This is a genomic window from Dyella sp. 333MFSha (assembly GCF_900102405.1).
Classification (GTDB): Bacteria; Pseudomonadota; Gammaproteobacteria; order Xanthomonadales; family Rhodanobacteraceae; genus Luteibacter; species Luteibacter mycovicinus.
On sequence record NZ_FNBR01000001.1, the window covers coordinates 1,070,792 to 1,094,977 of the forward strand.

Genomic DNA, 24,186 nt, shown 5'->3' on the forward strand with positions numbered 1-24,186 from the left:
TCTCCGGTGGTACTTGGGATTCGTCCACGGTCAGCGCGTGGCCGTGGAGTTCGAAACGGTGGGGCTTCGCAGGCCGGCGGCGGCGAAGCGGATGAGGTGCTCGGCGGCGCTCTCCCGGTGGTCGCGTTCGTCCACGTCGTTCTTGCGCTGGATGATTCCGAAATCGGCCATCGCATAGGTCAGCGCGCCGGTGACGATGTCGAGGCGCCAGTAAATCTCCTCCTTGGCGAGACCAGGGAGCAGGCGGCCGAACTCGGCGGCGAACTGCCGCAGCACGTGGCCGTAGTTCTCGGAAAGGAACCGGCGCAGCGTCTCGTTGTGCTCGGCATAGGCCCGGGCCAGTACGCGGACGAAGGCGGCGCCGCCCCCGTCGTTCCGGGACAGGTCCAGAGCCGGCCTGATGTAGGCGTCGAGGATGTCCTCCAGGGACGTCCCGGCCTTGCCAGCCACCCTGGCCAGTGCCGCCAGGCGCCGGCTGTTCAGCTCGTCCAGCCGGCGGCGGAACACTTCCTCGATCAGCTTGTCCTTCGAACCGAAGTGGTAGTTGACCGCGGCCAGATTGACCCGGGCGGCAGCCGTCACCTGGCGCAGCGACGCCCCGGCGAAGCCATGCGTGGCGAACAGGGCCTCGGCGGCACCCAGGATGCGTTCCTTGGTGGTCCGCTCGCGGGACGCGTAGGGTGCGCTGGTCATGTCGGCGGACTCCGAGGCGGCAGGTTTGAATCAAACGATCGTTTGAGAATACGCCCGGGTCTGCGAAAGGGTCAATGTGCGAACGCACATGACGCCGGAGGCCTGCAAACGGCTTGCGATTGAGCTAGAATCTGTCAAGATTTCGTGAGCTAAGTCAGTCATTCCTGACGGCTTTGGCCCCAAACTTTCACCGGGCGTCCCCGCGGACGCTGGCAGACTCGTTCACCCTTTTCCCATTCCCCGGAGCAAACGTATGGCGCTGGAGCGCACCCTTTCGATCATCAAGCCCGACGCCGTCAAGAAGAACGTCATCGGTGAAATCCTGACCCGCTTCGAAAAGGCCGGTCTCAAGATCGTTGCCGCGAAGCTGAAGCAGCTGACCCGCGAAGAGGCCGAAGGCTTCTACGCCGTCCACAAGGAGCGTCCGTTCTTCGGCGCCCTGGTCGACTTCATGATTTCCGGCCCGGTCATGATCCAGGCCCTGGAAGGCGAAGGCGCGGTCCTCAAGAACCGTGACCTGATGGGCGCCACCAATCCGAAGGAAGCCGCCGCGGGCACGATCCGCGCCGACTTCGCCGAGTCCATCGACGCCAACGCGGTCCATGGTTCGGACTCGCTCGAGAACGCCGCGAACGAGATCAAGTACTTCTTCAACGACTCGGAAGTCGTTTCGCACTGAGACACGCCGTGAATACGCCTGCTGACAAGGTCAACCTGCTCGATTTCGATCGCCAGGGGCTGCGCGATTTCTTCGCCCAGCTCGGCGAGAAGCCCTATCGCGCCGAACAGGTCATGAAGTGGATCTACCACCGTCTCGAAAGCGATTTCGAGAATATGACCGATGTCGGCAAGGCGTTGCGTGAAAAGCTCAGCGCCAGCTGCTATGTGGGCCCGCCCAAGACCGCGTTCGAAAAGACCGCGGTCGACGGCACCCAGAAGTGGCTGCTCGGTATGGATGGCGGCAACGCCATCGAGACCGTGTACATCCCGGAGCCGACCCGCGGCACGCTTTGCGTGTCGTCGCAGGTCGGCTGCGCCCTGAACTGCCAGTTCTGCTCCACGGCAACGCAGGGTTTCTCCCGCAACCTGTCGACGGCCGAGATCATCGGTCAGGTCTGGGTCGCGGCCAAACATCTGGGCAACGTGCCTCACCAGCAACGCCGCATCACCAACGTGGTGATGATGGGCATGGGTGAGCCGCTGCTCAATTTCGACAACGTGGTGAAGGCCATGAGTCTGATGCGCGACGACCTGGGCTTCGGCCTGGCCAGCAAGCGCGTCACGCTCTCCACGGCCGGCCTCGTTCCGATGATCGACAAGCTCTCGACGGAAAGCGACGTCTCGCTGGCCGTCTCGCTTCATGCGGCCAACGACGAGCTGCGCACCGAGCTGGTCCCGCTGAACAAGCGCTATCCGCTGGCGGAACTCATGGCGGCGTGCGAGCGCTACATCAACCGTGCGCCGCGCACCTCGATCACGTTCGAATACACGCTGATGAAGGGCATCAACGATCGCCCCGAACATGCCAGGCAGCTGATCAAGTTCATGCGCCGCCTGCCGGGCGCGAACAAGGTCAACCTCATTCCGTTCAATCCGTTCCCGGGAACGCGCTTCGAGCGCTCCAATCAGGAAGACATCCGCAACTTCCAGACCCAGTTGCTCAACGCCGGTGTACTTACGATGCTTCGCCGCACCCGTGGTGACGACATCGACGCCGCATGCGGCCAGCTGAAGGGGCAGGTGGTCGATCGCACGCGCCGTCAGGCGGAATTCCGCAAGAAGCTCGAAGAGGGAGTGGTGAATGCGGCTTGAGCGGTGGGGGATGCTGGTGGCGCTCGTGTGGGCGTGCACCGGCTGCGTGGGTGACGGCTCGGTCCTGAAGCCCGCCACGGCGGCGGATGAGCGCGCCAAGGGAGCTCAGGTGCACACCGAGCTCGGTCAGCGGTACATGGAGAGCGGCAACCTGCAGGGCGCGATGGAAAAACTGCAGAAAGCGCTGTCGTTCGATCCCAGATACGTGCCGGCCCACACGGTGATCGCGGTGCTCTACGAGCGGATCAACGATCCGGTCAATGCGGAACTGCACTACCGTAAGGCGATCGAGTTCGATCCGAAAAAAGGTTCGCTGAACAACAATCTTGCGGTTTTTCTGTGCAAGCAGGGACGTGCCGGAGAAGCCAAACCGTTCTTCGATCGTGCCCTGGCCGATCCGTTTTACGAGACGCCCGACCTGGCCATGACCAACGCGGGCACCTGTCAGATCCAGGCTCACGATTACGAGGCCGCGGAAGGTTACTTCCGTAAAGCGCTCGAGCGTAATGGCAACAACGCCGATGCCCTGTATCAGATGGCTTACCTGTTGTACCTTAAGAACGATGCTTTCCGGGCACGGGCCTTCATGCAGCGCTACGAAGCGCTGGCCAGGCCCACTCCGGATTCGTTGAAGCTCGGTCGCGATATCGAGCTCCGTCTGGGCAACGGGGAGGTTGCCCAGGACTATGCCAAACGGTTGCGCTCACAGTTCCCGGATTCGGAACAAGCGCGCTCACTCGAAGCAAGCGCACGTCAATGACATCCGTACCTTCGAATTCTTCCGGTCGGGACGATCGCGAACAGGATCTGTTCGCCGGGCTCGCGCCGAACGCACACACGGAGCAAGCCATGGATCCCCAGCTCGATGTGAACGCTGACGAGGGCGGTCGCGTCCTGATCGACCTCGGTGCTGGCACCACGGGCTTCGGGGCCCGTCTGCGTGCCGCCCGGGAGGCGCGCGGCTACACCATCGAGGCCTGCGGTCAGGCGTTGCGTCTGCCGTCGCGCCTGCTGCGCCAGCTCGAAGCGGGTGAGTACGGCGGTATCGACTACCAGGTTTATCTGGCCGGCTATCTCAGTAAATATGGCAACCATCTCGGTGTCGACCCGGAAGCCACTGAGGCCGAGCTCGCGCGCCTGACCCCGCGCCAGCCGGAGCTCGTCGTCACCGGTGGGGTGTCCCATTCGCGCTATCTGCTCGAGCGCTATGTGACCGCCGCCACGTACGTCGTGCTGACCGCGGTAATCGTCGTGCCCATGGTGTGGCTCGGCGTACGCGGCACGCTCGATCGCGATATGCCGCGCCTGGCTCCGCTGGATGCCGCTCCCGTCGCTCAGCAGGATGCCCCGGCCGGCGCCTCGTCCACCGCGCTCGCGAGCGATGCCGCCCCCGCCAGGCCGGCGGCCGTGTCCGAGCCCCGCGCCGAGGACCAGCAGCCGCTGCTGGCGTCGATGGCCATGTTCCCGCCGCTGGACCGGGGTGCCGCCAGGGCGCCGTTGGCTACCGCCGCCGCCGCGCCTGTCGTCGATGACGCGGCGAAGGCTCAGGGGCAGGGCGCGCACAGCCTTTCTCTTTCGTTGCCGTCCGCGAGCTGGGTCGAAGTGACGGCCGCCGATGGCTCGCGTCTGGAGTACGGCATCCTGCCGGCCGGAACGCAGAAGTCCTACCGCAGCGACAGCCCTCTGGATGTCCGCATCGGCAATGCCACGGGTGCCCAGGCCTCGGTGGACGGGCAGGCCGTGCAGATCGACGCGTTCCGCCGCGCCAACGTCGCCCGTTTCCGTGTGGATATCCGCGACGGCAAGGCGACGCCGGTCTCCAACTGATCGCCGCGAGCGTGGTTCCGTCTCAGCGCGGCGCCGCCGGCCCGCGCTTTTCGGTTATCCTTGCCTATTGATCCGCCCCGTCATCGTCAGATGGCAGGTGCGGGCTTGTTCCCTTCAGGATGTGCTGCGCGGAGCGCAGTGGGTGATTGCATGTCTTTCGACGTATACGACGATTACGAACAAGGCGAACGCGTCCAGCAATGGCTGCGCAAGAACGGCGTTTCGATCGCCGTCGGCATCGCGCTGGGCCTCGTGCTGATCTTTGGCTGGCAGCAGTGGAAGTCGCACCGCGCCGGTCACGAGCAGGCGGCGGCCGGGGAATATTCGGCGCTTCAGGCGGCCGTGGCGCAGAACAACGCCAATGCGATCGACGTCCATACCGAAACGCTGCTGAAGGATTATGCGGACACCGCCTGGTCCGTCTTCGCGGCGGGTGAGCGGGCTCAGCGCAACGTCATGGCCGGTCAGCTCGACAAGGCTTCGGGCGACCTGGACTGGGCCGTGGCCCACGCCAAGGACGACGCGCTCAAGACACTCGTGCAGCTTCGTGTCGCACAACTCAAGTTTGCCCAGAACAAGCCACAGGATGCCCTCACCGCGCTGGACGCGATGCCGGGCAAGTCGTTTGTGGCCATCGCGCAGGAACTCCGCGGCGATGCGCTGGTCAAGCTTGGACGCCACGACGACGCACGCAAGGCCTATCAGGCGGCGATCGCCGCGATGGGCGACAGCGCACCGCAACGCGGTGTGGTTCAAACAAAGCTCGATGATCTGGCAGTGGCCGGGAAGCAGGGTGCATGAAACGTTTTTGGGCAATCGCGTTGACTTCGTCGCTGGTCGTTCTGGCCGGCTGCCATTCGTTCAAGAAGGAAAACGTCGAACCGCCGACCCCGCTCGACAAGAAGTTCGAGCCGACCCTCAAGGTCGAGCGTCTCTGGAAGTCCAGCATCGGTGACGGCGCCGCCGAGTCCGGTGTGCGTATGCGTCCGACCGTCGTCGACAACGTGCTTTACGCCGCCAGCACCGACGGCAAGATCGCCGCCTTCGAGGCGTCGACCGGCAAGAAACTGTGGTCCAAGAGCACCCGCCAGCATGGCTGGTTCGGCTGGGGCGACGCCAAGCGCGAAGACGCGCGCTTCTCCGGTGGCCCCGGCGCCGCCGGCGATCTCGTCGCCATCGGCACGCTGGATGGACACCTGTACGGTATCAACGCGAAGGACGGCGAGCGTCGCTGGTCGTCCGAGCTTTCCTCGGAAGTCATCACGGCGCCGGTCATCGTCAACGGTCTGGTCGTCGTTCGCTGCAACGACGGTCGCATCTACGGCATCGACGCCAGCAATGGCGAGCGCCGCTGGGTGTTCGACCAGGCCCAGGTGCCGCTCCTCAGCCTGCGTGGCAATGGCCGCCTGCTGATTGCCAACGGCGTGGTGTTCGTCGGCAGCGATGCCGGCAAGCTGATCGCCATTCGTCTGGACAACGGTGAGAAGCTCTGGGAGCAGACGCTCGCCAGCGGTGAAGGCCGTACCGAGATCGATCGCCTGAACGACGCCGATGGCTCGCTGGTCCTCGATGGCACCACGCTTTACGGCGCCGCGTACCATGGCAACCTCACCGCGATCGACGGCCCGAGCGGCCGTCCGCTGTGGAACCACGGCTTCTCGACGTTCACCTCGCTGGACGTGAAAGACAACGCCGTCTACGGTGTCGACGACCAGTCGCAGGTTTTCGCGTTCGACAAGAGCAGCGGTGCCAACATCTGGAAGCAGGCGGGCCTCAAGTACCGCTGGCTGACCGGTCCTGCGATCCAGGGCAACTATGCCGTGGTCGGCGACCTCGACGGTCACATCCACTGGCTGGCGGTGGGCGACGGCAAGATCGCCGCACGCGAGCGCCTGTCCAAGAAAGCCATTCGTGCCCAGCCCCTCGTGGTGGGTGACACCGTGTTCGTTGAAGATGTCGAGGGCCACATCGGCGCCTACCGCATCGCGACGAACTGATCCACAGGATAGATGTAACTCCCATGTTGCCCGTCGTCGCTCTGGTCGGCCGTCCCAATGTCGGTAAGTCGACCCTCTTCAATGCGCTGACGCGTAGCAGGGACGCTCTTGTCGCCGATATGCCCGGCGTCACTCGTGACAGACACTACGGTGTCTGTCGTCTCGGTCCCCGACCGTTCGTTGTCGTGGATACCGGCGGCTTGTCCGGTAGTGATGAAGGCATTGAAGGCCTCACCGCGCAGCAGGTTCGTCTCGCGATCAGCGAGGCCAACCTGCTCGTCTTCGTGGTGGATGCCCGTGATGGCGTCCTCCCGCTGGATGCCGGCATCCTCACCGAGCTCCGCCGCAGCGGCAAGCCGGTCATCGTCGTCGTCAACAAGACCGACGGTGTCGACGAAATCGTGGCGCTGGGCGAATTCGCTTCGTTCGGCATCGCTGAAACGCTGCCCATGTCCGCCGCGCACAACCGCGGCGTCGACGTGCTGGTGGCCAAAGCCATCGGTTACCTGCCGGACGACAGGGATAACGACCCCGCGCTCGAAGATCAGGGCATCCGCGTGGCGATCGTCGGTCGTCCCAATGCCGGCAAGTCCACGTTGATCAATCGTCTGCTGGGCGAGGATCGTCTCATCGTTTCGGACCTCGCCGGCACCACGCGCGATCCGATCCGGGTATCGCTGGAGCGTGACGGCAAGCGCTACACGCTGATCGATACCGCGGGCGTCCGTCGCCGCGCGCGCGTCGAGGAAGCGGTAGAGAAATTCAGCGTTATCAAGACGTTGCAGTCTATTGCTGCGTCGCAGGTGACGGTCGTTCTGATCGATGCCCGGGAAAATCTCGCCGACCAGGACCTGACCCTCATCGGCCACGCCATCGAAGAAGGCCGGGCGCTGGTCATCGCGGTGAACAAGTGGGACGGCATGGACTCCTATGCCCGCGAGCAGACGCAGAAAGCGCTCGAGCGCCGCCTGCAGTTCGCCGAGTGGGCGAAGACGGTCTTCATTTCCGCGCTGCACGGCTCCGGCCTGCGCGAACTCATGAAGGCGGTCATTCGCGCTCACGGGGCAGCGACGAAGGTGCTGACGTCCAGCGAACTGACCCGGACGCTCGAGCAGGCTTACGAGGCCTATCAGCCGCCGTTGGTCCGCGGGCATGCACCCAAGCTGCGTTACGCCCATCCGGGCGGATTCAATCCGCCGACGATCGTGATCCACGGCAGCCGGACCAAGCACATCGCGCCGGCGTACCGTCGTTACCTGGAAGGGTTCTTCCGCAAGCGTTACAAGCTGGAAGGCACGCCCATCCGTATCGATTTCCGCGATGGTGAGAACCCGTTCGCCGGCAAGAAGAACGTCCTGACGGAAGGCCAGCAGCGCCGCCGCCGGGAAATGATCCGCAACGCGAAGCGACGCGAGAAGTAAGCGTCGCCCTCGCAGAGGTGCCTCGCATGACCGAAGACCTGGGTAGGGATCGCTGGCTGGCCGAGTTGCGCCAGCGGGTGCCCGAGATCGCCGCGACCGATGCCTTGTCCCGCCAGATGGACGGGGCATTGCTGATCGATGTCCGTGAGGACAACGAGCGCAGCGAGGGCTCGCCGGCTGGTGCGAGCGGGCTCTCACGTGGATTTCTTGAACTTCGCATCGAGCAGATCGAGCCGGACCGGCAGCGCGAGATCCTCGTGCTCTGTGGTAGCGGCCAGCGCTCGTTGCTCGCCGCCGAGGCCTTGCAGCGCATGGGCTATGCCCGGGTGTCGTCGGTCGCGGGCGGCATGGCGGCGTGGAAGGTCGCGGGCTTGCCGGTGCTTGCGGGTGCGCTCGATAGCGACGCCGCTGAGCGCTACGCCCGACAGGTGTTGCTACCGCAGGTCGGTGAGGCTGGGCAGTCCAGGCTTGCCGCTGCTCGCGCGGTCGTGATTGGGGCGGGCGGCCTGGGGTCTCCGGCGTTGCTTTACCTCGCCGCCGCCGGCGTCGGGCACCTCACGCTGATCGACGACGATCGCGTCGAGCGATCCAATCTGCATCGCCAGGTCGTCCATGCGGACGCGCGCGTGGGCATGAGCAAGGCGGAGTCGGCCCGGATGACGCTGCTTGCGCTCAACCCGCGCATTCATGTCCGTGTCGTGGTCGAGCGCCTTCGCGCGGACAACGTCGAAGCGATGATCGGTGGGCACGACGTGGTGATCGATGGTGCGGACAATTTCGCCACGCGCTACCTGTTGGCCGCGGCAACGCGGCGCCTGGGGCTGCCGATGGTCTATGCCGCGATCGAGCGCTTCACCGGCCAGGCGAGTGTGTTCGATCCGCGACGCGACGATTCTCCCTGCTATCGCTGCCTGTTCCCGGAGCCGCCGGCGGCCGCCGATGCACCCAACTGCAGCGAGGCCGGTGTGCTGGGGGTGCTCCCCGGACTGGTGGGTATGGTGCAGGCGACCGAAGCGATGAAGCTGGTCCTTGGCATCGGCGAAACGCTCGTCGGACGATTGCTGACGTACGACGCCCTCGGCATGCGTTTCCGCGAGCTGAAGCTGAGGCGCGATCCGCAGTGCCCGGGTTGCGGTGCCGGGGCGTCCTTCGACGGCTATGTGGACCTCGAGCGGATGTGCGCGATCGCCGGATGAGGCGGTCCGGACCGGCTGCTGACCTCATCTTTTCGGGAAGTCGGAAGATCCGCTCAGAATCGATCCCCCGACACGATGGAATACATCGCAGCGTCGACAGGTGTACTGCGTAATATCAATCGTTTACGAAGTATTCCTTCCAACATGCCTCCGATGCGTTCAGCTGTCTTCCGGCTCGGCACGTTGTCGTGGGCCGCGACGATTTCCAGCCGCGAGACCCGCACGGCCTCGAATGCGAACTGGACCGCGAGCTTGCCCGCCCGTGTCGCGACGCCCTGGCCCTGAGCCGACTCACGCACCCAGTAACCGAGGTTGGCGAAACGGTGCTCGCGGTTGAGGTGGTTCACGCCCATGCCGCCGAGCAGTGCATCCGTCGCTGCATCGAAAACGAGGAACTCATGGCCTTCGCCCATGAGCCAGGCCTTCTGGCAGGTTGCGATCCATGCCGCCGCATCCATGGGCGTGTATCCCGCATGGCACCAGTCCTGCCAGCGGCCGACGGTTGCGACAGACTCGCGTACGGCTTCGGCGAGGGCTTCCATGTCGCCGGTACGGTGGGGACGAAGCGTGACCTGCCCATCGGTCAGCGCGTTTGGGTAGGGAAGGGTTTCGATGGCCATGCCGGAGAGTATGCAAGCGTCGTAAGCTCAGGGGATAATGTCCGGTTTCCACAGGGCGATATCCCATGACCGCACGTATTCTCGACGGCAAGCGCATCGCCCAGGAACTGCTCGAGCATATCGGGCGCCGTGTCGCCAAGCGCATTACCGAGGGGCATCGCGCCCCCGGACTCGCCGTGGTTCTGGTCGGCGAAGACCCTGCCTCTGCGGTCTACGTCAGGAACAAGCGCAAAGCCTGTCAGCAGGTGGGCTTCAAGTCGTTCGGCTACGACCTTCCGGCCGAAACGTCGCAGGAAGAACTATTTGCGCTGATCGACAAGCTCAATGCGGATCCGGCGGTTCACGGCATCCTCGTACAGTCGCCGCTGCCCGCGCATATCGATGAAGAAGCGCTGGTCGACCGGATCGATCCGATGAAAGATGTCGATGGCTTCCAGGCGGTCAATGTCGGTCGCCTCGCGCTGCGCCGTTTCGGTCTGCGTCCGTGCACGCCCAAGGGTGTGATGACGCTGCTGGGTCATACCGATCGCCCGGTACGCGGCGAGCACGCGGTCATCGTCGGCGTCTCTAACCACGTCGGTCGGCCGCTTGCGCTTGAGCTCCTTATTGCAGGAAGTACAGTCACTTGTTGCCACAAGTTCACCCAGAATCTCGAAGGCTTCGTGGCGCAGGCGGACATCCTCGTCGTGGCCGCGGGTAAGCCGGGGCTGGTCAGGGGTGAATGGATCAAGCCGGGCGCCGTGGTCATCGACGTAGGTATCAATCGCCTGGAGGACGGGCGTCTGGTGGGCGACGTGGAATTCGCCCCCGCGGCCGAGCGTGCGTCATGGATCACGCCGGTGCCGGGTGGGGTGGGACCGATGACGGTGGCGACGTTGATGGAGAACACGCTGGAGGCGGCGGAGGCTCTCGACGGTTGAGAGGCAGGGGATCGCCGGCATGGCCGGCTCCTGCTGGAGCGCACTCGTCGCGCTGTCGTTTTGCTGCAACGCACGCTATAATGCCGCGATTTACTCGCGGGACTAATGCTATGCGCATCCTTGCCGAGGCACTCACTTACGATGACGTGTTCCTGGTTCCCGGCCACTCCACGGTTATGCCCCGTGATGTGGATACCTCAACGCGGTTCACGCGCGGCCTGCGCCTGAATATACCCATCGTGTCCGCCGCCATGGACACCGTGACCGAAGCCCGCCTCGCCATCACGATGGCCCAGAACGGCGGCATCGGCATCATCCACAAGAACATGACCGCCGAGCTCCAGGCCGCTGAAGTACGCCTGGTCAAGAAGTTCGAAGCCGGCGTCATCCGCAGCCCGATCACCGTCCGCCCGGACACCTCGATCGGCGACGTCATGGCCCTGACCCGCGCGCACAACATCTCCGGCGTGCCGGTGGTCGACGGCGAGAAGCTGGTCGGCATCGTCACAAGCCGCGACCTGCGTTTCGAGCGCAAGCACGACGACCCGGTGCGCAACATCATGACCCGCGAAGATCGCCTGGTCACGGTGAAGGAAGGTGCCTCGCACGACGAAGTCCTCGAACTGCTGCACCGCAACCGCATCGAAAAGGTCCTGGTCGTCAACGACAGCTTCCAGCTGCGCGGTCTGATCACGGTCAAGGACATCCAGAAAGCCCGCGACAATCCCAACGCCGCCAAGGACTCGCATGAGCGCCTGGTCGTGGGCGCCGCCGTGGGTGTGGGTGGCGACACCGAGCGTCGCATCGAGCTCCTGGTCGACGCCGGCGTGGACGTGGTCGTGGTCGACACGGCGCACGGTCACTCGCAGGCGGTCATCGACCGCGCGGGCTGGGTCAAGAAGCATTACCCGCAGGTCCAGGTCATCGCCGGCAACATCGTCACCGGTGAGGCTGCGCGTGCGCTGCTCGACGCCGGTGTCGACGCGGTCAAGGTCGGCGTGGGTCCCGGGTCCATCTGCACCACCCGTATCGTCACCGGTATCGGCGTGCCGCAGATCACCTCGATCGACATGGTCGCCACCGCGCTGAAGGGCGAGATCCCGCTCATCGCCGACGGCGGCATCCGTTACTCGGGCGACATCCCCAAGGCACTGGCCGCCGGCGCGTCCTCGGTCATGCTCGGCTCGATGTTTGCCGGTACCGAAGAAGCCCCGGGTGAGGTCGAGCTGTTCCAGGGTCGCTCCTACAAGAGCTACCGCGGCATGGGCTCCATCGGCGCCATGCAGCTGGGCTCCAAGGACCGTTACTTCCAGGACGAAGCCGACGCCGACAAGCTCGTGCCGGAAGGCATCGAAGGTCGCGTGCCGTATCGCGGTCCCCTGCGCAACATCATTCACCAGATGATGGGCGGGCTGCGTGCCTCCATGGGTTACATGGGCGCCGCCTCGATCGAAGAGATCCACGAGAAGGCCCAGTTCGTGAAGGTGACCGGCGCCGGTGTGCTCGAAGCGCATCCGCACGACATCCAGATCACGAAGGAAGCGCCGAACTACCGCCGGGACTGATGCGCTCACGCGCTCGACCCCGGTGACCCAGGACGCCCGCCGCAAGTGGGCGTTCTGCTTTTTCAGGCCAACGCGCAGCGCGCGGGGCCGCCAGAAATTTCATACCGCCAGGCCGCCACGATGACCGATATCCACAGCGACAAGATCCTCATCCTCGACTTCGGTTCGCAGTACACGCAGCTGATCGCCCGCCGCATCCGCGAGATCGGTGTCTATTGCGAGGTGTGGGGCTGGGATCACGCACCGGACGAGATCGCCGGCTTCAACCCGAAGGGCGTCATCCTGTCGGGCGGCCCGGAATCGGTGACCGAGGACAACTCGCCGCGCGCGCCCCAGCAGGTCTTCGACCTCGGCGTGCCGGTGCTGGGCATCTGCTACGGCATGCAGACCATGGCCGAACAGCTCGGCGGCAAGGTCGAAGCCGGCCACGATCGCGAGTTCGGTCCGGCCACCATCACCTTCGGCAGCTGCGCGCTGTTCGACACGGTGGTCGAGGACGGTGAGGCGCTGGGTGTATGGATGTCGCACGGCGACCGCGTCACCGCGATCCCGGAAGGTTTCAGGGTTACCGCGTCGACGTCCAGCCTGCCGCTCGCCGCCATGGCCGACGACACGCGCCGCTTCTACGGCGTCCAGTTCCACCCGGAAGTGACCCACACCAAGCGCGGCATGGAGCTCCTCCGCCGTTTCGTCGTCGACCTCTGTGGCTCGGCCACGCTGTGGGACGCCGCACACATCATCGAAGACGCCGTCGCCCGCGTGCGCGAGCAGGTCGGCAGCGATCGCGTGCTCCTGGGTCTCAGCGGCGGTGTGGATTCGTCCGTCGTGGCCGCGCTGCTCGAGAAGGCCATCGGCAACCAGCTGACGTGCGTCTTCGTCGATACGGGTCTGCTGCGTTTCCAGGAAGGCGACCAGGTCATGACCACCATGGCCGAACACATGGGCGTGCATGTCATCCGCGTGGATGCGAAGCAGCGTTATTTCGACGCGCTGGCTGGCGTGGAAGACCCGGAAGCCAAGCGCAAGGTCATCGGCCGCCTGTTCATCGAGATCTTCGACGAAGAGTCGGCCAAGCTTGAAGGCGTGAAGTGGCTGGCCCAGGGCACGATCTATCCCGACGTCATCGAATCCGCCGGCAGCAAGACGGGCAAGGCCCACGTCATCAAGAGCCATCACAACGTCGGCGGCCTGCCGGAGCACATGAAGCTCAAGCTGGTCGAGCCGTTGCGCGAGCTGTTCAAGGACGAAGTCCGCCGCATCGGCGTCGAGCTCGGCCTGCCGCGCGAGATGGTCTATCGCCATCCGTTCCCGGGCCCGGGTCTGGGCGTGCGCGTGCTCGGCGAGGTCAAGGCGGAATACGTCGACCTGCTGCAGCGGGCCGATGCGATCTTCATCGAGGAGCTGCGCAGCCATGGTCTGTATGACCGGGTGAGCCAGGCGTTTGCAGTGTTTCTGCCCGTGCGCTCGGTGGGCGTGGTCGGTGACGGCCGGGCTTACGAGTGGGTGATCGCGCTGCGTGCCGTGGAGACGATCGACTTCATGACGGCGCATTGGGCGCACCTGCCGTATGACTTTCTTGATAAGTGCTCGACGAGGATTATCAATGAGTTGCGTGGTATTTCTCGCGTCGTTTATGACATTTCGGGGAAGCCGCCGGCTACGATTGAGTGGGAATGACGGAGCGTCTTTCGGGGGGATCGCCAGGCATTGATGAAAGTGATGTAACGTATTGATCTTGAAAATCTAAGTTGCGTTCTCTTCGGTGGATACCACCGGCTGCGGGAGGACGTGTCGGTTCCGGTGCTCAGCCCGGCTTTGTGAGGGAGGGGCGCACGATGACCTTGACCAGGATCGCTTCTGGTTGGCAACGCGCGGTTTTCATTTGTCCAGAAAAGATCACTCAGGATAATCTTTTTCCTGAATTTTCAAACTTATAGTCCTTGGCGTAAGTTTATAAAAATGGTATTTTGAGCACTATGGGTGCTCAAAATTCAGGAAAATTGAACCATTTGGTGGGCGAACTGGGCGATACCCGCCTTGTGTCCAGCCGCTGGCTGCGCGCGCATGACTACTCCAACAGCCTGGTCGCGCGCTATGTCGGCAGCGGCTGGCTGGTGTCGCCGGCGCGTGGCGTTTACATGCGCGCGGGCGGGCGGCTGCAATGGGATGGTGTGGTCCGCAGCCTGCAGGTCGGGGAGGGCATGCCACTGCATGTCGGCGGGCGTTTCGCACTGGCCTTGCAAGGGCACGAGCACTACTTGCGTTTGGGCGATGCCGGAACGATCACGCTTTATGGGCCAGCGCCTCCGCCGGGCTGGGTCGGCAAACTATCCATGGAGCAGCGCTTCGAGTACCAGGGCAAAGGGCCGTTCGATCTGCCGGCCGTGTCCTTCACTGCGGAAGTCTCCGAGACGGCGCTATCCAAGGTGGGTCTGGCCTTGCACTCCGCTGCACCTGGCGTCGATGCCTTGGTCTGCTCGACGCCCGAGCGGGCCATGCTGGAGTTGTGCGATGGCGTATCGGATGCGGCAGGGGTCTACGAGGCCGATGCGCTGATGCAGGCCATGACCACACTGCGACCACAGCGCGTCGCTCTGCTGCTGCGCCACTGCGGAAGCATCAAGGCCAAGCGGCTGTTCCTGGCGCTGGCCGATCATCATCGGCATGCCTGGCTGGCCCACGTGTCAATGGATGGCGTCGATCTGGGCCGGGGTAAGCGCGCGTTGGTGACCGGCGGACGCCTGCATCCGACCTACCAGATCACCTTGCCGGGAGACCTCGATGAGCACCTGGCTTGATCGATGGGATCGACGCTATACCGACCGTGTGCGGTTGCTGGTGTAGATCCTGCCGGTGCTGGCCCAGGAGCCGCGCTTCGCGCTCAAGGGCGGCACCGCAATCAACCTGTTCGAGCATGACCTGCCGCGTCTGTCCGTAGACATCGACCTGGCCTGGCTGCCGGTGCACGACTATGCCGAAGATGCGAAGCTGATCGATGAAGCGCTCGTGCGCTTGGCCGATGCGAGCCATCGTGCGCCTTTCTGCAATCGCTCGAGGATGAGCAGCCGGATTTCGGGTTGATCGGCCTTGCCCATGCGACCGATCTGCCCGGCGTGCGGCGCAAGCTGCACAACCTGGCACAGCGCACGGCCGCCAAACGCGCTGCGGATCGTGGGCAGTTGGCGGACGTGCTGGCGTGCATCAAGACGCGCTGACGCAGCGGGTGTTACAAAAGGCGGTGGAGCGATCGCGAACCTCGGATCAGTGAGTTGCAGCCAGCGCCACCGCATCATCGCCAGCAGGAATATGTGACGGACTTCCCGCATCGTTCGCCGCAAGCCATACCGCCTCGGCGACCTGCACCGACCGCGTGATCGGATGATCGCCCTGCCAGCTGGCAAATACGTTCTTCGCCAGTTCCGCGTACGGCTCGGGGAAACCCGCCGCCATGCGTGGCTGGGCGTTCTCGCCGAACCGCGTGTCAGGCGCGCGGCCCGGCAGCACGACACGAACACGTACGTTGAACTGCTCCAGTTCGAGCGCCAGCGAATCGGAGAAGGCATTCACCGCGGCCTTGCTCGCCGTATAGACGGACAGCAGATGCAGGGGGCGGAGCGTCACGGTCGAGGTCACATTGACGATCACGCCGTCCTTGCGCTCGCGCATCTGCGGAACGAAAGCCTGCGTCACGGCGATGGTGCCGAGCGTATTGGTCTCGAAGACGTCGCGGGCAACGTCCATTGGCGTGCCCTCCAGCGCGTTGAGCATGCCGATCCCCGCATTGTTGACCAGAACGTCGATCGGGCCGGCGTCCGCCACGGCCCGGCGGATGCTGGCCGGATCGGTAACGTCGAGTGCGATCACCCGCAGGCGGTCGGAGCGGGGCAGGACGTCTTCGCGTGGCGTGCGCATGGTGGCGACGACATGCCAGTCGCGGTCGAGGAAGTAGCGGGCGATCTCGAGGCCGAAGCCGGACGAGCAGCCGGTGATAAGGACGGTTTTCATGGGATCTCCTGGTTGGGGTGTGCAGAAGAGTCACGATACGGCGCCGCGTCCGGACTTGCTACAATCATTCGTCCCATTATCGTTTGCAGGAGTCCGGTCGTGGTCGATCCGCTCGCCGATGTCGTCACCTTGCTACAGCCGAAGCCGACGTTTTCGAAGGCAGTCAGCGCGGCGGGGCCCTGGCGCGTTCGCCGGAAAGAAGCGGGGCAGCCGTTTTATTGCGTCATCCTCGATGGGTCCAGCCGGATGCAGACGAACGGAGAGGCGCCGATCACGCTCGAGGCAGGCGACTTCATCCTGATTCCCGAAGCCTTCGACTTCACCATGTCGGGCCTGGTGGAAGTGCCGGACGACGCGCCGGATAGCTTGCCCGCGGCCATGCCCGATGGCCGGTTCCGTCTCGGAACCATCGACGCGCCGGCGGATGTGGAATACCTGATCGGTCACTGTGCGTTCGGCTCGCCGGACGCCGATCTGCTCGTCTCGCTGCTTCCCCGGATCGTGCTGGTGCGTGGCGAGCGTCGCCTCGCTACGCTGGTCGAACTCCTGCGCGATGAATCGCGCGCGCAACGGCCGGCGCGTGATGTCGTACTCGCTCATTTGCTGGAACTGCTTTTCATCGAGGCACTGCGATCGACCGGTACGGCGGCGTCGCCCGGGCTGGTACGGGGACTGACCGATGCACGACTGGCCCTCGCGCTCCGGCAGATGCACGCAAGTCCGGAGAAGCCCTGGACCGTCGTGGAACTTGCGAAGATCGCGGCGCTGTCTCGCTCGGTGTTTTTCGAGCGCTTCAGCCGCGCCGTGGGTGTGGCTCCCATGGAATACCTGCTGTCGTGGCGTATGGCTCTGGCCAGGCGGCTGCTGCGCGGAAAAGACATGGGTGTGGCTACCGTCGCCGGGCGCGTCGGCTATAGCTCGGCGAGCGCGTTCAGCGTTGCCTTCGCGCGTCATGTGGGCATGCCGCCGACGCAATTCAGAGACGCGTAGAAGCGCGTCGGGACGATATGCGATGCCCGGTGATGTATCCGCTGCGATCGCTCAGGCGGCCTGTTCGCCCATCGGAACCCGCTCGACCAGGAAATCCACGAAGGCCCGGATGCGCGATGCCAGGTGCGGATGTCCCACGAATACGGCGTGCGTGGCCTGGCGTTCGCCCGTAGCGAACGCGTCGAGGATCGATATCAGTCGTCCTTCGGCGATGTCGCGCTCGACGTGGTAACTCGACAGGCGGGCGATGCCCACGCCTTCCATCGCCATGCGCCGCATCGTCTCCCCGTTGTTCGCGCGAAAATTGCCGCCGATGGGCACCTGACGTACCTGTCCCGTCGCGGGGTCCAGGAAGGGCCACGAGGTAAACGCCGGACCGAGGTTGAAGGCCAGGCAGTTGTGTGAGGCCAGGTCGTCCGGCGTGGTGGGTACGCCATGGCTTTTCAGATAGGCCGGCGAAGCGAAGACGACGAACCCGGCCTCGCCGATCTTGCGGGCTTTGAGGCCGGAGTCGGGCAGGGTGCCGACGCGGATGGCGACGTCGGCACGATCGTCCACCAGGTCCACGATGCTGTCGCTGAGCGACAGGTCCAGTTCGACGCGCGGGTACAGGGCGAGAAAGTCGGGCACCAGCGGAACCACCTTGCGCACGCCGAACGACACCGAGGCACTGACTCTGAGCCGCCCCGAGGGCGTCGACCGGGCGCCATGGGCGACCAGGCGCTCCGCCTCGTCGATATCGGCCAGGACGCGCAGGGCGCGCGCGTGATAGACCTCGCCTTCAGGCGTGAGCTGCAGCGTGCGGGTGGTGCGTACGATCAGGCGGGTGCCCAGACGCGCTTCGAGGCGTGCGACCAGCTTGCTGATCGCGGACGGTGACAGGCCGGCGGCGCGGGCGGCGCCAGCGAAACTGCCGGCCTGCACGACGCGCATGAACGCTTCCATTTCACCGGCGCGGTTATCCATGAAGAAACCTCTATTCGTGAATTCAAGGAACGGGTGTCGGTCCGCGGCGCGTCTTGTCGCCCGGACGTCCAGCTTTCATATTACGTCCTGATCACGGCAGCTCACGATCTTGCAAGCCATGTGGCGTGCCGATCGAACTATATTGATGAAATCAGCGACCGAATGTCCCGAATGACGTCTCATTCGTTCGCGTGCTTGCCGATTCCCTTTCCCATCACCATGTCGGAAGCCATCCCGACCCTTTTCCGGAGCCACCCCATGGCGCAGCCCGCGCTTTTCAAACCCTTCCGCGTACGTAACCTCGAACTGGCCAACCGGATCGTGATCGCTCCCATGTGCCAGTACTCGGCCGACAACGATGGCCGCATGACCGACTGGCACCAGATTCACCTGGGGCAGCTGGCCCTGTCCGGTGCGGGTCTACTGACCATCGAGGCGACGGCCGTCGAGCCGGAAGGTCGCATCACGTGGGGCGACGTCGGCCTGTACGACGACGCCACCGAGGCGGCCATGGGCAAGGTGCTGGAGAGTGTGCGCCACTGGTCCGATATGCCGATCGGTATCCAGCTCGGCCACGCCGGACGTAAGGCGTCCACCGAGACATCCTGGGCCGGTGGTCATCAGCTGGCGCCGGATGACGTACACGGATGGCAGACGGTAGGTGCTTCGCCGATTCCCTTCCACGCGGGCGATGTAGCTCCGACCGAGCTCGACAAGGCCGGCCTCGCGAGGGTGCGCGACGCGTTCGCCGCGGCCGCCGTGCGTGCGGCGCGCCTGGGCCTGGCGTTCGTGCAGCTGCACGGGGCCCATGGCTACCTGTTGCACCAGTTCCTCTCGCCGCTGTCGAACCAGCGCAGTGACGAATACGGCGGTTCGCTTGAGAACCGCATGCGTTTCCCGCTGGAAGTCTTCGACGCCGTGCGCGCCGCGTTCCCCGTCGATCGCCCCGTGACCATGCGTGTTTCCGCGACCGACTGGGTGGACGGCGGTTGGGACCTCGAGCAGACCATCGCCTTCGCCAAGGCGCTGGAGGCGCGTGGCTGCGATGCCATCCACGTTTCCACCGGCGGCCTCGACGAACACCAGAAGATCCCCGTTGGACCGAGCTATCAGGTGCCGTTCGCGCGCGGCGTGAAGGAAGCGGTCGACATGCCGGTCGTGGCTGTCGGTCTGATCACCAGCCCCGAGCAGGCGGAAGCCATCGTGGCCACGGGCGAGGCCGACCTGATCGCCCTGGCGCGAACGATTCTCTACGACCCGCGCTGGCCCTGGCATGCCGCCGCCGAACTGGGCGGCACGGTCCATCCGCCCAAGCAGTACCTGCGTTCGCAGCCATCGCGGCATCGCCACCTCTTCGACGTCGAAGGGCTGGTCGAACCGCAGGCCGCGTGGCGGCGGGATGAGGGTGGCGCTTACCGCTGAGTTATCGCTGGCAAGCAGCGCCGGTCCGACGTGCCGCAGGGTCGACCCCTGCGGCATTTTCGTTCAGGCGAATCTCTGTACCAATCGGTACACTGCGACCTCCATCGACACAGGAATCCGATCGTGGCCGCTCCGTTGCCTCCCTTCACGCACGCTACCGCCGTTCAGAAGGTCCGCATGGCCGAAGACGGCTGGAACAGCCGCAACCCGGCGAAGGTCGCGCTGGCGTACACCCGCGACAGCCAATGGCGTAACCGCGCCGAGTTCGTCAATGGCCGCGAGGCGATCGTCGCCTTCCTCACCCGTAAATGGGAGAAGGAGCACGACTACCGTCTGATCAAGGAGCTCTGGGCCTTCGACGGCAACCGCATCGCCGTCCGTTTCGCCTATGAATGGCGCGACGACAGCGGTCAGTGGTACCGCTCATACGGCAACGAGAACTGGGAGTTCAGCGCGGAGGGCGAGATGGAGCGCCGCTACGCCTGCATCAACGATCTGCCTGTCGCCGAGTCCGATCGCAAGTTCCGCTGGCCACAGGGGCGTCGTCCGGACGATCATCCGGGACTCTCCGATCTGGGACTTTGAGCGCGATGGCTCGCGAGGTCTACGAGCGTGCGGAGATCATCCCGCTGCTGGCCGAGGCGTTTCGGGAACTCGGCTACGACGGGGCGACGATGAGCCGTATCACCGAGCGTACCGGGCTGGGCAAAGGAAGCCTCTATCACTTTTTTCCCGGTGGGAAGGAAGAGATGGCGGCGGCCGTTCTGGCGGATATCGATGCCTGGTTCGATGAACACATCTTCAAGCCGTTGCGTGACGCCGAGCCCGGTGTGGCGATCGAAGGGATGTGGAAAGCCGTGGATACCTATTTCGATTCAGGACGACGTGTCTGTCTCGTCGGCGCATTCGCCCTGGATGAGACACGCGACCGCTTCGCGATGGCGGTGAAGAACTATTTTGTCCGTTGGATCGATGCTCTGAGCGAATGCCTTGGTCGGCTGGGACAGCCCCGGGTCATGGCGCGCGAGGTGGCGGAAGATGCGGTCGCCGGCATTCAGGGGGCGATCGTTCTGTCGCGGTCGCTGGGCCAGCCCGGCATTTTCAGGCGTGCCGTGGCCCGGATGGCTTGTCGGACAAGTGCCGGGCGCTAAGATGTACGAACTGTTGCCGCCCCTACGTCCTGATCTCCGGCAAAGACGGATCGCCTCTCATGCCCACCAAAGAACCCACACGCTGTGCCTGGGCCGGATCCGACCCGCTCTACACCGAGTACCACGACACGGAGTGGGGCGAGCCTCTGCACGATTCGCGCATGCTCTGGGAGCAGCTGATGCTGGAAGGTTTTCAGGCTGGGCTCTCGTGGATCACCATCCTGCGCAAACGCGAAAACTTCCGAAAAGCGTTCAAGGGGTTCGATCCGGTCAAGGTTGCCCGCTTCGGTGAGAAGGACATCGTGCGCCTGCTGGACGATGCCGGCATCATCCGTTCGCGCGCCAAGATCGAGGCGACCATCAACGGGGCGCGCATTTATGGAGACATGCACGCCCGCGGCGAAGACTTCGACAGCTACTGCTGGTCGTTTACCGACGGCAAGGTGATTCGTGGCGACGGCCGCACGGCGCCTACGCAGACGCCTTTGTCGGTCACCATCTCGAAAGACCTCAGGAAGCGCGGCTTCAAGTTCGTCGGTCCGACCATCACCTATGCCTGGATGCAGGCCGTGGGTATCGTCGACGACCACGCCCTCGGCTGCTTCCGTCGCTGACGAAACGACGTAGAATCCCCGGCCTGCCTGACGGAAGACCGCTCTTGTCCGCACCTCCGGTTTCCAGCGACGACCGCTTTACCGACGCCGATCGCGCGTGGATGGCCCGTGCGCTTCAGCTGGCGGAACACGCGCGCGATGCGGAGGGCGAGGTGCCCGTCGGTGCCGTGCTCGTGCAGGGTGGCGTCGCGATCGGCGAAGGCTGGAATCGCAACATCACCCTCAACGACCCCACCGCACATGCGGAAATCCAGGCGCTGCGGGCCGGAGGCCAGGCTGTCGCCAACTACCGGTTTCCAGGCTCCACGCTGTATGTGACGCTCGAGCCTTGCACCATGTGCGCGATGGCCATGATCCACGCACGGGTTGGGCGCGTGGTGTTCGGCGCGACCGATCCCAAGACCGGCGCAGCCGGGAGCGTCTTCGATACGCTGGTTTCGCCGTTGCACAACCACCGGGTGACGGTCGAGGGCGGCCTTGGGGCTGACGTGGCGAGCACGATGCTGCGTGAGTTCTTCCGCGCCAGGCGCCAGGCGCCACGGGTTGAAGGTCAGGCGTAGGGCGCGAGCGCGTCCGTGACCGACTGCTCGATCTTCACATCTATCAGTGCGTCCGCGCGGGTGACGCCGAGGTTGACCGAGGCGATGGGGAGACCTTTGCGCGAGGCTTCGAGAACGAAGCGGTAGCCGGAGTAGACCATCAGCGACGAGCCGACCACCAGCATGGCGTCGGCCCGGGCCAGATGTGCCCAGGCCGTGTCGACACGGGCGCGGGGGACATTTTCACCGAAGAAGACGACATCGGGTTTCAGGATCCCGCCGCAGACCGTGCAGGTCGGGATGACGAATGCGCTGAAGTCCACCTCGTCGAGGTCGGCGTCGCCATCGGGCGCCACCGTGGCCTGCAGCGCGAGCCACGCGGGGTTCGCTTCCTCGAGCCTGGCCTGCATGGCGGCGCGCGTCGTGATATCGCCGCATTGCATGCAGCGCACGCGGTCGAGGCGTCCATGAAGGTCGACCACATTGAGGCTGCCGGCCGCTTCGTGCAGCCCGTCGACGTTCTGGGTCAGCAGGAGTTCGATGCGCCCCTCGTGCTCCATCCGTGCCAGTGCCCGATGCGCGAGGTTGGGGCTCACCGATGAGAAATGGCGCCAGCCGATCATGCCACGCGCCCAGTAGCGTGCCCGGGCCGGCGGACCGCTCATGAACATCTGCAGGGTCATCGGCGGGCTGCGTTTCCACGCGCCCTGACCATCGCGGTAGTCGGGAATACCGGAATCGGTACTGATGCCTGCGCCAGTCAGCACGAAGAGGCGCGGATGGGTGTCGATGAAGGTGTGCAGGGTACTCACAGTGCCGGGCACTATAGCCGATCGCTCAGCTGTGTTTGCGCAGCACCTGAAGCGCATGCGCGGCGTCTTCCCCGAAGCGCCGGATCGCCGCGTCGACGCTGGCATCCCGTTCTTCCGCCAGGCGGCGCTCCAGCGTGAGTCCCATGCGCGCGAGGTCGGTGGCCTCGGCCATACCAAGCGCACCGGAGACCCGGTGCAGCCAGGCCTGCAGATCGGCGATGCCGGGCTGGGCGAGCAGGACGTCGAGTTCGGAAAGATCGCGGCTGAGTGAGCGATCCAGTGCCGAGATCACTTCGCGCAGCGCATGGGTGCCTCCGAGCGTGGTCCGCAGGGTCTCGATGTCGATGCGCGGAGGATGGCGTGGCAAGGTCAGCGTGACCTCGATGATGACCCGTGTACCCCGATCCGGCGCGCACTCCCTGTGCAGGACGCCATCGAGCGAGGCGATCAGCCGGGCGGCAGTGTCCAGGCCTGGACAGTCGTCGAGCGTCTCGCCGGGATCGGCCACCGTGATGTGGACCAGCTGGCCGTCCGGCACATCGCCGACGACATCGACCTGCAGCGCGACATGTGCATGGACGGTGACGGCGAAGGCGCGGTCGAGCAGCAGGCAAAGGACGTCACCGAGCGCTGCGTAAGGACCCACGAGATCGGGCGCCAGGGCGGCGTCCAGCTCGAGCTGAAGCGTGCCGCCGCGCTGCCGGGCGAGGCCCGTGTAGTAGTGGCTTACGCGCGTCAGCAGGTCGGGCAGGTCAGCGCTCGCACCCATGCGGACGCAGGCCCGGGCGATGCGTTCGCGCCATGCGTGAACTCGCGCGCGCAGGCGCATTCGTAGTGGCGATGCCGGCGGCGATGTGCTCAACTCTGCGCCCCGCCGCACGGACTGGCTACGGAGAAAGGATTACTCATGGTTCACCGCGTCATTCTTGCGGATGATCATCCCGTCGTTCTCAAGGGCATCAGCCTGGCCCTGACCAAGGACGGCCTTGCCGACGTGGTCGGCGAGGCGCAATCGCCCGATGAACTGCTGGCCGCGCTCGCCGCGCAGCCTTGCGATGCGCTGATTACCGATTTCAGCATGCCGGAGCCCGGACGGGACGGGCTCGCGCTGCTTACGGAAGTGCGGAAGCTCTATCCGGCATTGCCGATCATGGTGATCACCACGCTGGCCAATCCCGCGCTGTATCGCGAGATTCTCGGTACGGGCGTCCGCGGACTGATCGGGAAGTCGGGCGACACCCGGGAAATTCCCGAGGCATTGGCGCAGATCGTGTCCAACCATGTGTACCTGGGTGCCTCCGTTCGCGAGATGATCGTTACGCCGCAGGGCGAGCCGGTGGGCAAGGGCACCCTGGCGGACCTGTCGCCGAGGGAGCTGGAGATCCTGCGGTTGTTCGCCGCGGGTAACAGCGTGACCGACATCGCCCGCGCCACGGGCCGCGGCCTCTCGACCGTGAGCCAGCAGAAGACGAATGCCATGCGCAAGCTGCGTCTGGACACGGACGCGGAGATCTTCGAATACATCGACCGGCTGCGGTTACCGCCGGCCGATGAGAGCGATGGCAAACAAGATAGTCGCAGGCGGCCACGCCGGACATAGAAAAAATCTCAAAAGTGCACACCGGTTTGACAACGC

27 protein-coding genes are annotated in these 24,186 nt (G+C 64.8%); 21 read left to right on the forward strand and 6 right to left on the reverse strand.

Annotated features, from left to right (window positions below):
* Positions 1 to 30 precede the first annotated feature (30 nt).
* Complete coding sequence (locus BLT40_RS04865) at positions 31 to 693, reverse strand: TetR/AcrR family transcriptional regulator (RefSeq protein ID WP_036112986.1); 663 nt, start codon at positions 691 to 693, stop codon at positions 31 to 33.
* Between the two features lie 253 nt (positions 694 to 946).
* Between BLT40_RS04865 and ndk the strand changes: the two genes are divergently transcribed.
* The 8 genes from ndk to moeB all read left to right on the forward strand — a co-directional run bounded on the left by ndk (position 947) and on the right by moeB (position 8,946).
* Positions 947 to 1,372, forward strand: a complete 426-nt coding sequence (gene ndk / locus BLT40_RS04870; RefSeq protein WP_036112989.1) for a nucleoside-diphosphate kinase — start codon at positions 947 to 949, stop codon at positions 1,370 to 1,372.
* A gap of 8 nt (positions 1,373 to 1,380) precedes the next feature.
* Positions 1,381 to 2,505 carry a dual-specificity RNA methyltransferase RlmN gene (gene rlmN, locus BLT40_RS04875; RefSeq protein WP_239709043.1) on the forward strand — a complete coding sequence of 375 codons (1,125 nt, stop codon included), beginning with the start codon at positions 1,381 to 1,383 and terminating at the stop codon, positions 2,503 to 2,505.
* Positions 2,495 to 3,265, forward strand: a complete 771-nt coding sequence (gene pilW, locus BLT40_RS04880; RefSeq protein WP_036112995.1) for a type IV pilus biogenesis/stability protein PilW — start codon at positions 2,495 to 2,497, stop codon at positions 3,263 to 3,265. The genes rlmN and pilW overlap by 11 nt, the downstream gene beginning before the upstream one ends.
* Before the next feature lie 89 nt (positions 3,266 to 3,354).
* A complete protein-coding gene (locus tag BLT40_RS04885; RefSeq protein ID WP_255363941.1) occupies positions 3,355 to 4,332 on the forward strand; it encodes a helix-turn-helix domain-containing protein in 978 nt (325 codons plus the stop codon).
* A gap of 150 nt (positions 4,333 to 4,482) precedes the next feature.
* Positions 4,483 to 5,133, forward strand: a complete 651-nt coding sequence (locus BLT40_RS04890; RefSeq protein ID WP_036113000.1) for a YfgM family protein — start codon at positions 4,483 to 4,485, stop codon at positions 5,131 to 5,133.
* A complete protein-coding gene (gene bamB / locus BLT40_RS04895) occupies positions 5,130 to 6,329 on the forward strand; it encodes an outer membrane protein assembly factor BamB (protein ID WP_036113002.1) in 1,200 nt (399 codons plus the stop codon). Before BLT40_RS04890 ends, bamB begins: the two co-directional genes overlap by 4 nt.
* A gap of 23 nt (positions 6,330 to 6,352) precedes the next feature.
* Positions 6,353 to 7,750, forward strand: coding sequence for a ribosome biogenesis GTPase Der (der, locus tag BLT40_RS04900; RefSeq protein ID WP_036113005.1), 1,398 nt, complete (start codon positions 6,353 to 6,355; stop codon positions 7,748 to 7,750).
* Between the two features lie 26 nt (positions 7,751 to 7,776).
* Positions 7,777 to 8,946 carry a molybdopterin-synthase adenylyltransferase MoeB gene (gene moeB, locus BLT40_RS04905; RefSeq protein WP_090351870.1) on the forward strand — a complete coding sequence of 390 codons (1,170 nt, stop codon included), beginning with the start codon at positions 7,777 to 7,779 and terminating at the stop codon, positions 8,944 to 8,946.
* A gap of 53 nt (positions 8,947 to 8,999) precedes the next feature.
* Here the strand turns inward: moeB and BLT40_RS04910 are convergent, their stop codons facing one another.
* Positions 9,000 to 9,566 carry a GNAT family N-acetyltransferase gene (locus tag BLT40_RS04910; RefSeq protein WP_090351873.1) on the reverse strand — a complete coding sequence of 189 codons (567 nt, stop codon included), beginning with the start codon at positions 9,564 to 9,566 and terminating at the stop codon, positions 9,000 to 9,002.
* 65 nt (positions 9,567 to 9,631) lie between these two features.
* Between BLT40_RS04910 and folD the strand changes: the two genes are divergently transcribed.
* From folD to BLT40_RS20530, 6 genes are all read left to right on the forward strand, one after another.
* Positions 9,632 to 10,486 (forward strand): bifunctional methylenetetrahydrofolate dehydrogenase/methenyltetrahydrofolate cyclohydrolase FolD, encoded by an 855-nt coding sequence (gene folD / locus BLT40_RS04915; RefSeq protein WP_090351875.1) that lies wholly within the window; start codon positions 9,632 to 9,634, stop codon positions 10,484 to 10,486.
* A gap of 110 nt (positions 10,487 to 10,596) precedes the next feature.
* On the forward strand, positions 10,597 to 12,051 hold the full coding sequence (gene guaB, locus BLT40_RS04920; protein WP_036113016.1) for an IMP dehydrogenase: 1,455 nt from the start codon (positions 10,597 to 10,599) through the stop codon (positions 12,049 to 12,051).
* 120 nt (positions 12,052 to 12,171) lie between these two features.
* The gene (gene guaA / locus BLT40_RS04925; protein ID WP_079520334.1) at positions 12,172 to 13,728 is read left to right on the forward strand and encodes a glutamine-hydrolyzing GMP synthase; all 1,557 of its coding nucleotides are present in this window, start codon (positions 12,172 to 12,174) and stop codon (positions 13,726 to 13,728) included.
* A 299-nt stretch (positions 13,729 to 14,027) separates the two neighbouring features.
* Positions 14,028 to 14,849, forward strand: coding sequence for a type IV toxin-antitoxin system AbiEi family antitoxin domain-containing protein (locus BLT40_RS04930; RefSeq protein ID WP_090351878.1), 822 nt, complete (start codon positions 14,028 to 14,030; stop codon positions 14,847 to 14,849).
* A gap of 46 nt (positions 14,850 to 14,895) precedes the next feature.
* Positions 14,896 to 15,132: a nucleotidyl transferase AbiEii/AbiGii toxin family protein gene (locus tag BLT40_RS20525; protein WP_255363972.1), complete on the forward strand. Its 237-nt coding sequence runs from the start codon at positions 14,896 to 14,898 to the stop codon at positions 15,130 to 15,132.
* Positions 15,129 to 15,266, forward strand: coding sequence for a hypothetical protein (locus tag BLT40_RS20530; protein WP_255363942.1), 138 nt, complete (start codon positions 15,129 to 15,131; stop codon positions 15,264 to 15,266). Before BLT40_RS20525 ends, BLT40_RS20530 begins: the two co-directional genes overlap by 4 nt.
* Before the next feature lie 46 nt (positions 15,267 to 15,312).
* On the opposite strand, the gene BLT40_RS04940 is transcribed toward BLT40_RS20530, so the two are convergent.
* Positions 15,313 to 16,056: an SDR family oxidoreductase gene (locus tag BLT40_RS04940; protein WP_090351881.1), complete on the reverse strand. Its 744-nt coding sequence runs from the start codon at positions 16,054 to 16,056 to the stop codon at positions 15,313 to 15,315.
* Between the two features lie 99 nt (positions 16,057 to 16,155).
* Here BLT40_RS04940 and BLT40_RS04945 point away from each other — a divergent pair, with 99 nt between their 5' ends.
* Positions 16,156 to 17,046 (forward strand): AraC family transcriptional regulator, encoded by an 891-nt coding sequence (locus tag BLT40_RS04945; RefSeq protein WP_043694105.1) that lies wholly within the window; start codon positions 16,156 to 16,158, stop codon positions 17,044 to 17,046.
* A 51-nt stretch (positions 17,047 to 17,097) separates the two neighbouring features.
* Here BLT40_RS04945 and BLT40_RS04950 read toward each other — a convergent pair whose 3' ends face one another.
* A complete protein-coding gene (locus BLT40_RS04950; RefSeq protein ID WP_036113034.1) occupies positions 17,098 to 18,012 on the reverse strand; it encodes a LysR family transcriptional regulator in 915 nt (304 codons plus the stop codon).
* 258 nt (positions 18,013 to 18,270) lie between these two features.
* Between BLT40_RS04950 and BLT40_RS04955 the strand changes: the two genes are divergently transcribed.
* The 5 genes from BLT40_RS04955 (at position 18,271) to tadA (ending at position 21,759) form a co-directional block, all read left to right on the forward strand.
* A complete protein-coding gene (locus tag BLT40_RS04955) occupies positions 18,271 to 19,434 on the forward strand; it encodes an NADH:flavin oxidoreductase/NADH oxidase (protein ID WP_090351884.1) in 1,164 nt (387 codons plus the stop codon).
* Positions 19,435 to 19,554: 120 nt separating this feature from the next.
* Positions 19,555 to 20,019, forward strand: coding sequence for a nuclear transport factor 2 family protein (locus tag BLT40_RS04960; protein WP_217699725.1), 465 nt, complete (start codon positions 19,555 to 19,557; stop codon positions 20,017 to 20,019).
* 5 nt (positions 20,020 to 20,024) lie between these two features.
* The gene (locus BLT40_RS04965) at positions 20,025 to 20,585 is read left to right on the forward strand and encodes a TetR/AcrR family transcriptional regulator (protein WP_090351887.1); all 561 of its coding nucleotides are present in this window, start codon (positions 20,025 to 20,027) and stop codon (positions 20,583 to 20,585) included.
* 59 nt (positions 20,586 to 20,644) lie between these two features.
* Positions 20,645 to 21,199, forward strand: a complete 555-nt coding sequence (locus BLT40_RS04970; protein ID WP_079519891.1) for a DNA-3-methyladenine glycosylase I — start codon at positions 20,645 to 20,647, stop codon at positions 21,197 to 21,199.
* A gap of 44 nt (positions 21,200 to 21,243) precedes the next feature.
* A complete protein-coding gene (gene tadA, locus BLT40_RS04975) occupies positions 21,244 to 21,759 on the forward strand; it encodes a tRNA adenosine(34) deaminase TadA (RefSeq protein ID WP_255363943.1) in 516 nt (171 codons plus the stop codon).
* Here tadA and BLT40_RS04980 read toward each other — a convergent pair.
* Positions 21,750 to 22,607 carry an NAD-dependent protein deacetylase gene (locus BLT40_RS04980; protein WP_090351889.1) on the reverse strand — a complete coding sequence of 286 codons (858 nt, stop codon included), beginning with the start codon at positions 22,605 to 22,607 and terminating at the stop codon, positions 21,750 to 21,752. The genes tadA and BLT40_RS04980 overlap by 10 nt on opposite strands.
* Positions 22,576 to 23,319: a hypothetical protein gene (locus tag BLT40_RS04985; RefSeq protein WP_143025833.1), complete on the reverse strand. Its 744-nt coding sequence runs from the start codon at positions 23,317 to 23,319 to the stop codon at positions 22,576 to 22,578. The genes BLT40_RS04980 and BLT40_RS04985 overlap by 32 nt, the downstream gene beginning before the upstream one ends.
* Positions 23,320 to 23,457: 138 nt before the next feature.
* On the opposite strand from BLT40_RS04985, the gene BLT40_RS04990 reads away from it, so the two are divergent.
* Positions 23,458 to 24,150 (forward strand): response regulator, encoded by a 693-nt coding sequence (locus BLT40_RS04990; protein WP_052191257.1) that lies wholly within the window; start codon positions 23,458 to 23,460, stop codon positions 24,148 to 24,150.
* The last annotated feature ends 36 nt before the right edge of the window (positions 24,151 to 24,186 follow it).

Coding starts and splice junctions, on each gene's coding strand:
- BLT40_RS04885 (WP_255363941.1), top strand. CDS start 3,355: ATGGATCCCCAGCTCGATGTGAACGCTGACGAGGGCGGTCGCGTCCTG.
- der (WP_036113005.1), top strand. CDS start 6,353: ATGTTGCCCGTCGTCGCTCTGGTCGGCCGTCCCAATGTCGGTAAGTCG.
- BLT40_RS04940 (WP_090351881.1), bottom strand. CDS start 16,056: ATGAAAACCGTCCTTATCACCGGCTGCTCGTCCGGCTTCGGCCTCGAG.
- ndk (WP_036112989.1), top strand. CDS start 947: ATGGCGCTGGAGCGCACCCTTTCGATCATCAAGCCCGACGCCGTCAAG.
- BLT40_RS04955 (WP_090351884.1), top strand. CDS start 18,271: ATGGCGCAGCCCGCGCTTTTCAAACCCTTCCGCGTACGTAACCTCGAA.
- BLT40_RS04980 (WP_090351889.1), bottom strand. CDS start 22,607: ATGCGCTTCAGGTGCTGCGCAAACACAGCTGAGCGATCGGCTATAGTG.
- BLT40_RS04950 (WP_036113034.1), bottom strand. CDS start 18,012: ATGGATAACCGCGCCGGTGAAATGGAAGCGTTCATGCGCGTCGTGCAG.
- moeB (WP_090351870.1), top strand. CDS start 7,777: ATGACCGAAGACCTGGGTAGGGATCGCTGGCTGGCCGAGTTGCGCCAG.
- BLT40_RS04910 (WP_090351873.1), bottom strand. CDS start 9,566: ATGGCCATCGAAACCCTTCCCTACCCAAACGCGCTGACCGATGGGCAG.
- BLT40_RS04970 (WP_079519891.1), top strand. CDS start 20,645: ATGCCCACCAAAGAACCCACACGCTGTGCCTGGGCCGGATCCGACCCG.
- bamB (WP_036113002.1), top strand. CDS start 5,130: ATGAAACGTTTTTGGGCAATCGCGTTGACTTCGTCGCTGGTCGTTCTG.
- BLT40_RS04965 (WP_090351887.1), top strand. CDS start 20,025: ATGGCTCGCGAGGTCTACGAGCGTGCGGAGATCATCCCGCTGCTGGCC.
- BLT40_RS04985 (WP_143025833.1), bottom strand. CDS start 23,319: ATGGGTGCGAGCGCTGACCTGCCCGACCTGCTGACGCGCGTAAGCCAC.
- guaB (WP_036113016.1), top strand. CDS start 10,597: ATGCGCATCCTTGCCGAGGCACTCACTTACGATGACGTGTTCCTGGTT.
- guaA (WP_079520334.1), top strand. CDS start 12,172: ATGACCGATATCCACAGCGACAAGATCCTCATCCTCGACTTCGGTTCG.
- BLT40_RS04865 (WP_036112986.1), bottom strand. CDS start 693: ATGACCAGCGCACCCTACGCGTCCCGCGAGCGGACCACCAAGGAACGC.
- BLT40_RS04930 (WP_090351878.1), top strand. CDS start 14,028: ATGGGTGCTCAAAATTCAGGAAAATTGAACCATTTGGTGGGCGAACTG.
- pilW (WP_036112995.1), top strand. CDS start 2,495: ATGCGGCTTGAGCGGTGGGGGATGCTGGTGGCGCTCGTGTGGGCGTGC.
- folD (WP_090351875.1), top strand. CDS start 9,632: ATGACCGCACGTATTCTCGACGGCAAGCGCATCGCCCAGGAACTGCTC.
- BLT40_RS04890 (WP_036113000.1), top strand. CDS start 4,483: ATGTCTTTCGACGTATACGACGATTACGAACAAGGCGAACGCGTCCAG.
- BLT40_RS04990 (WP_052191257.1), top strand. CDS start 23,458: ATGGTTCACCGCGTCATTCTTGCGGATGATCATCCCGTCGTTCTCAAG.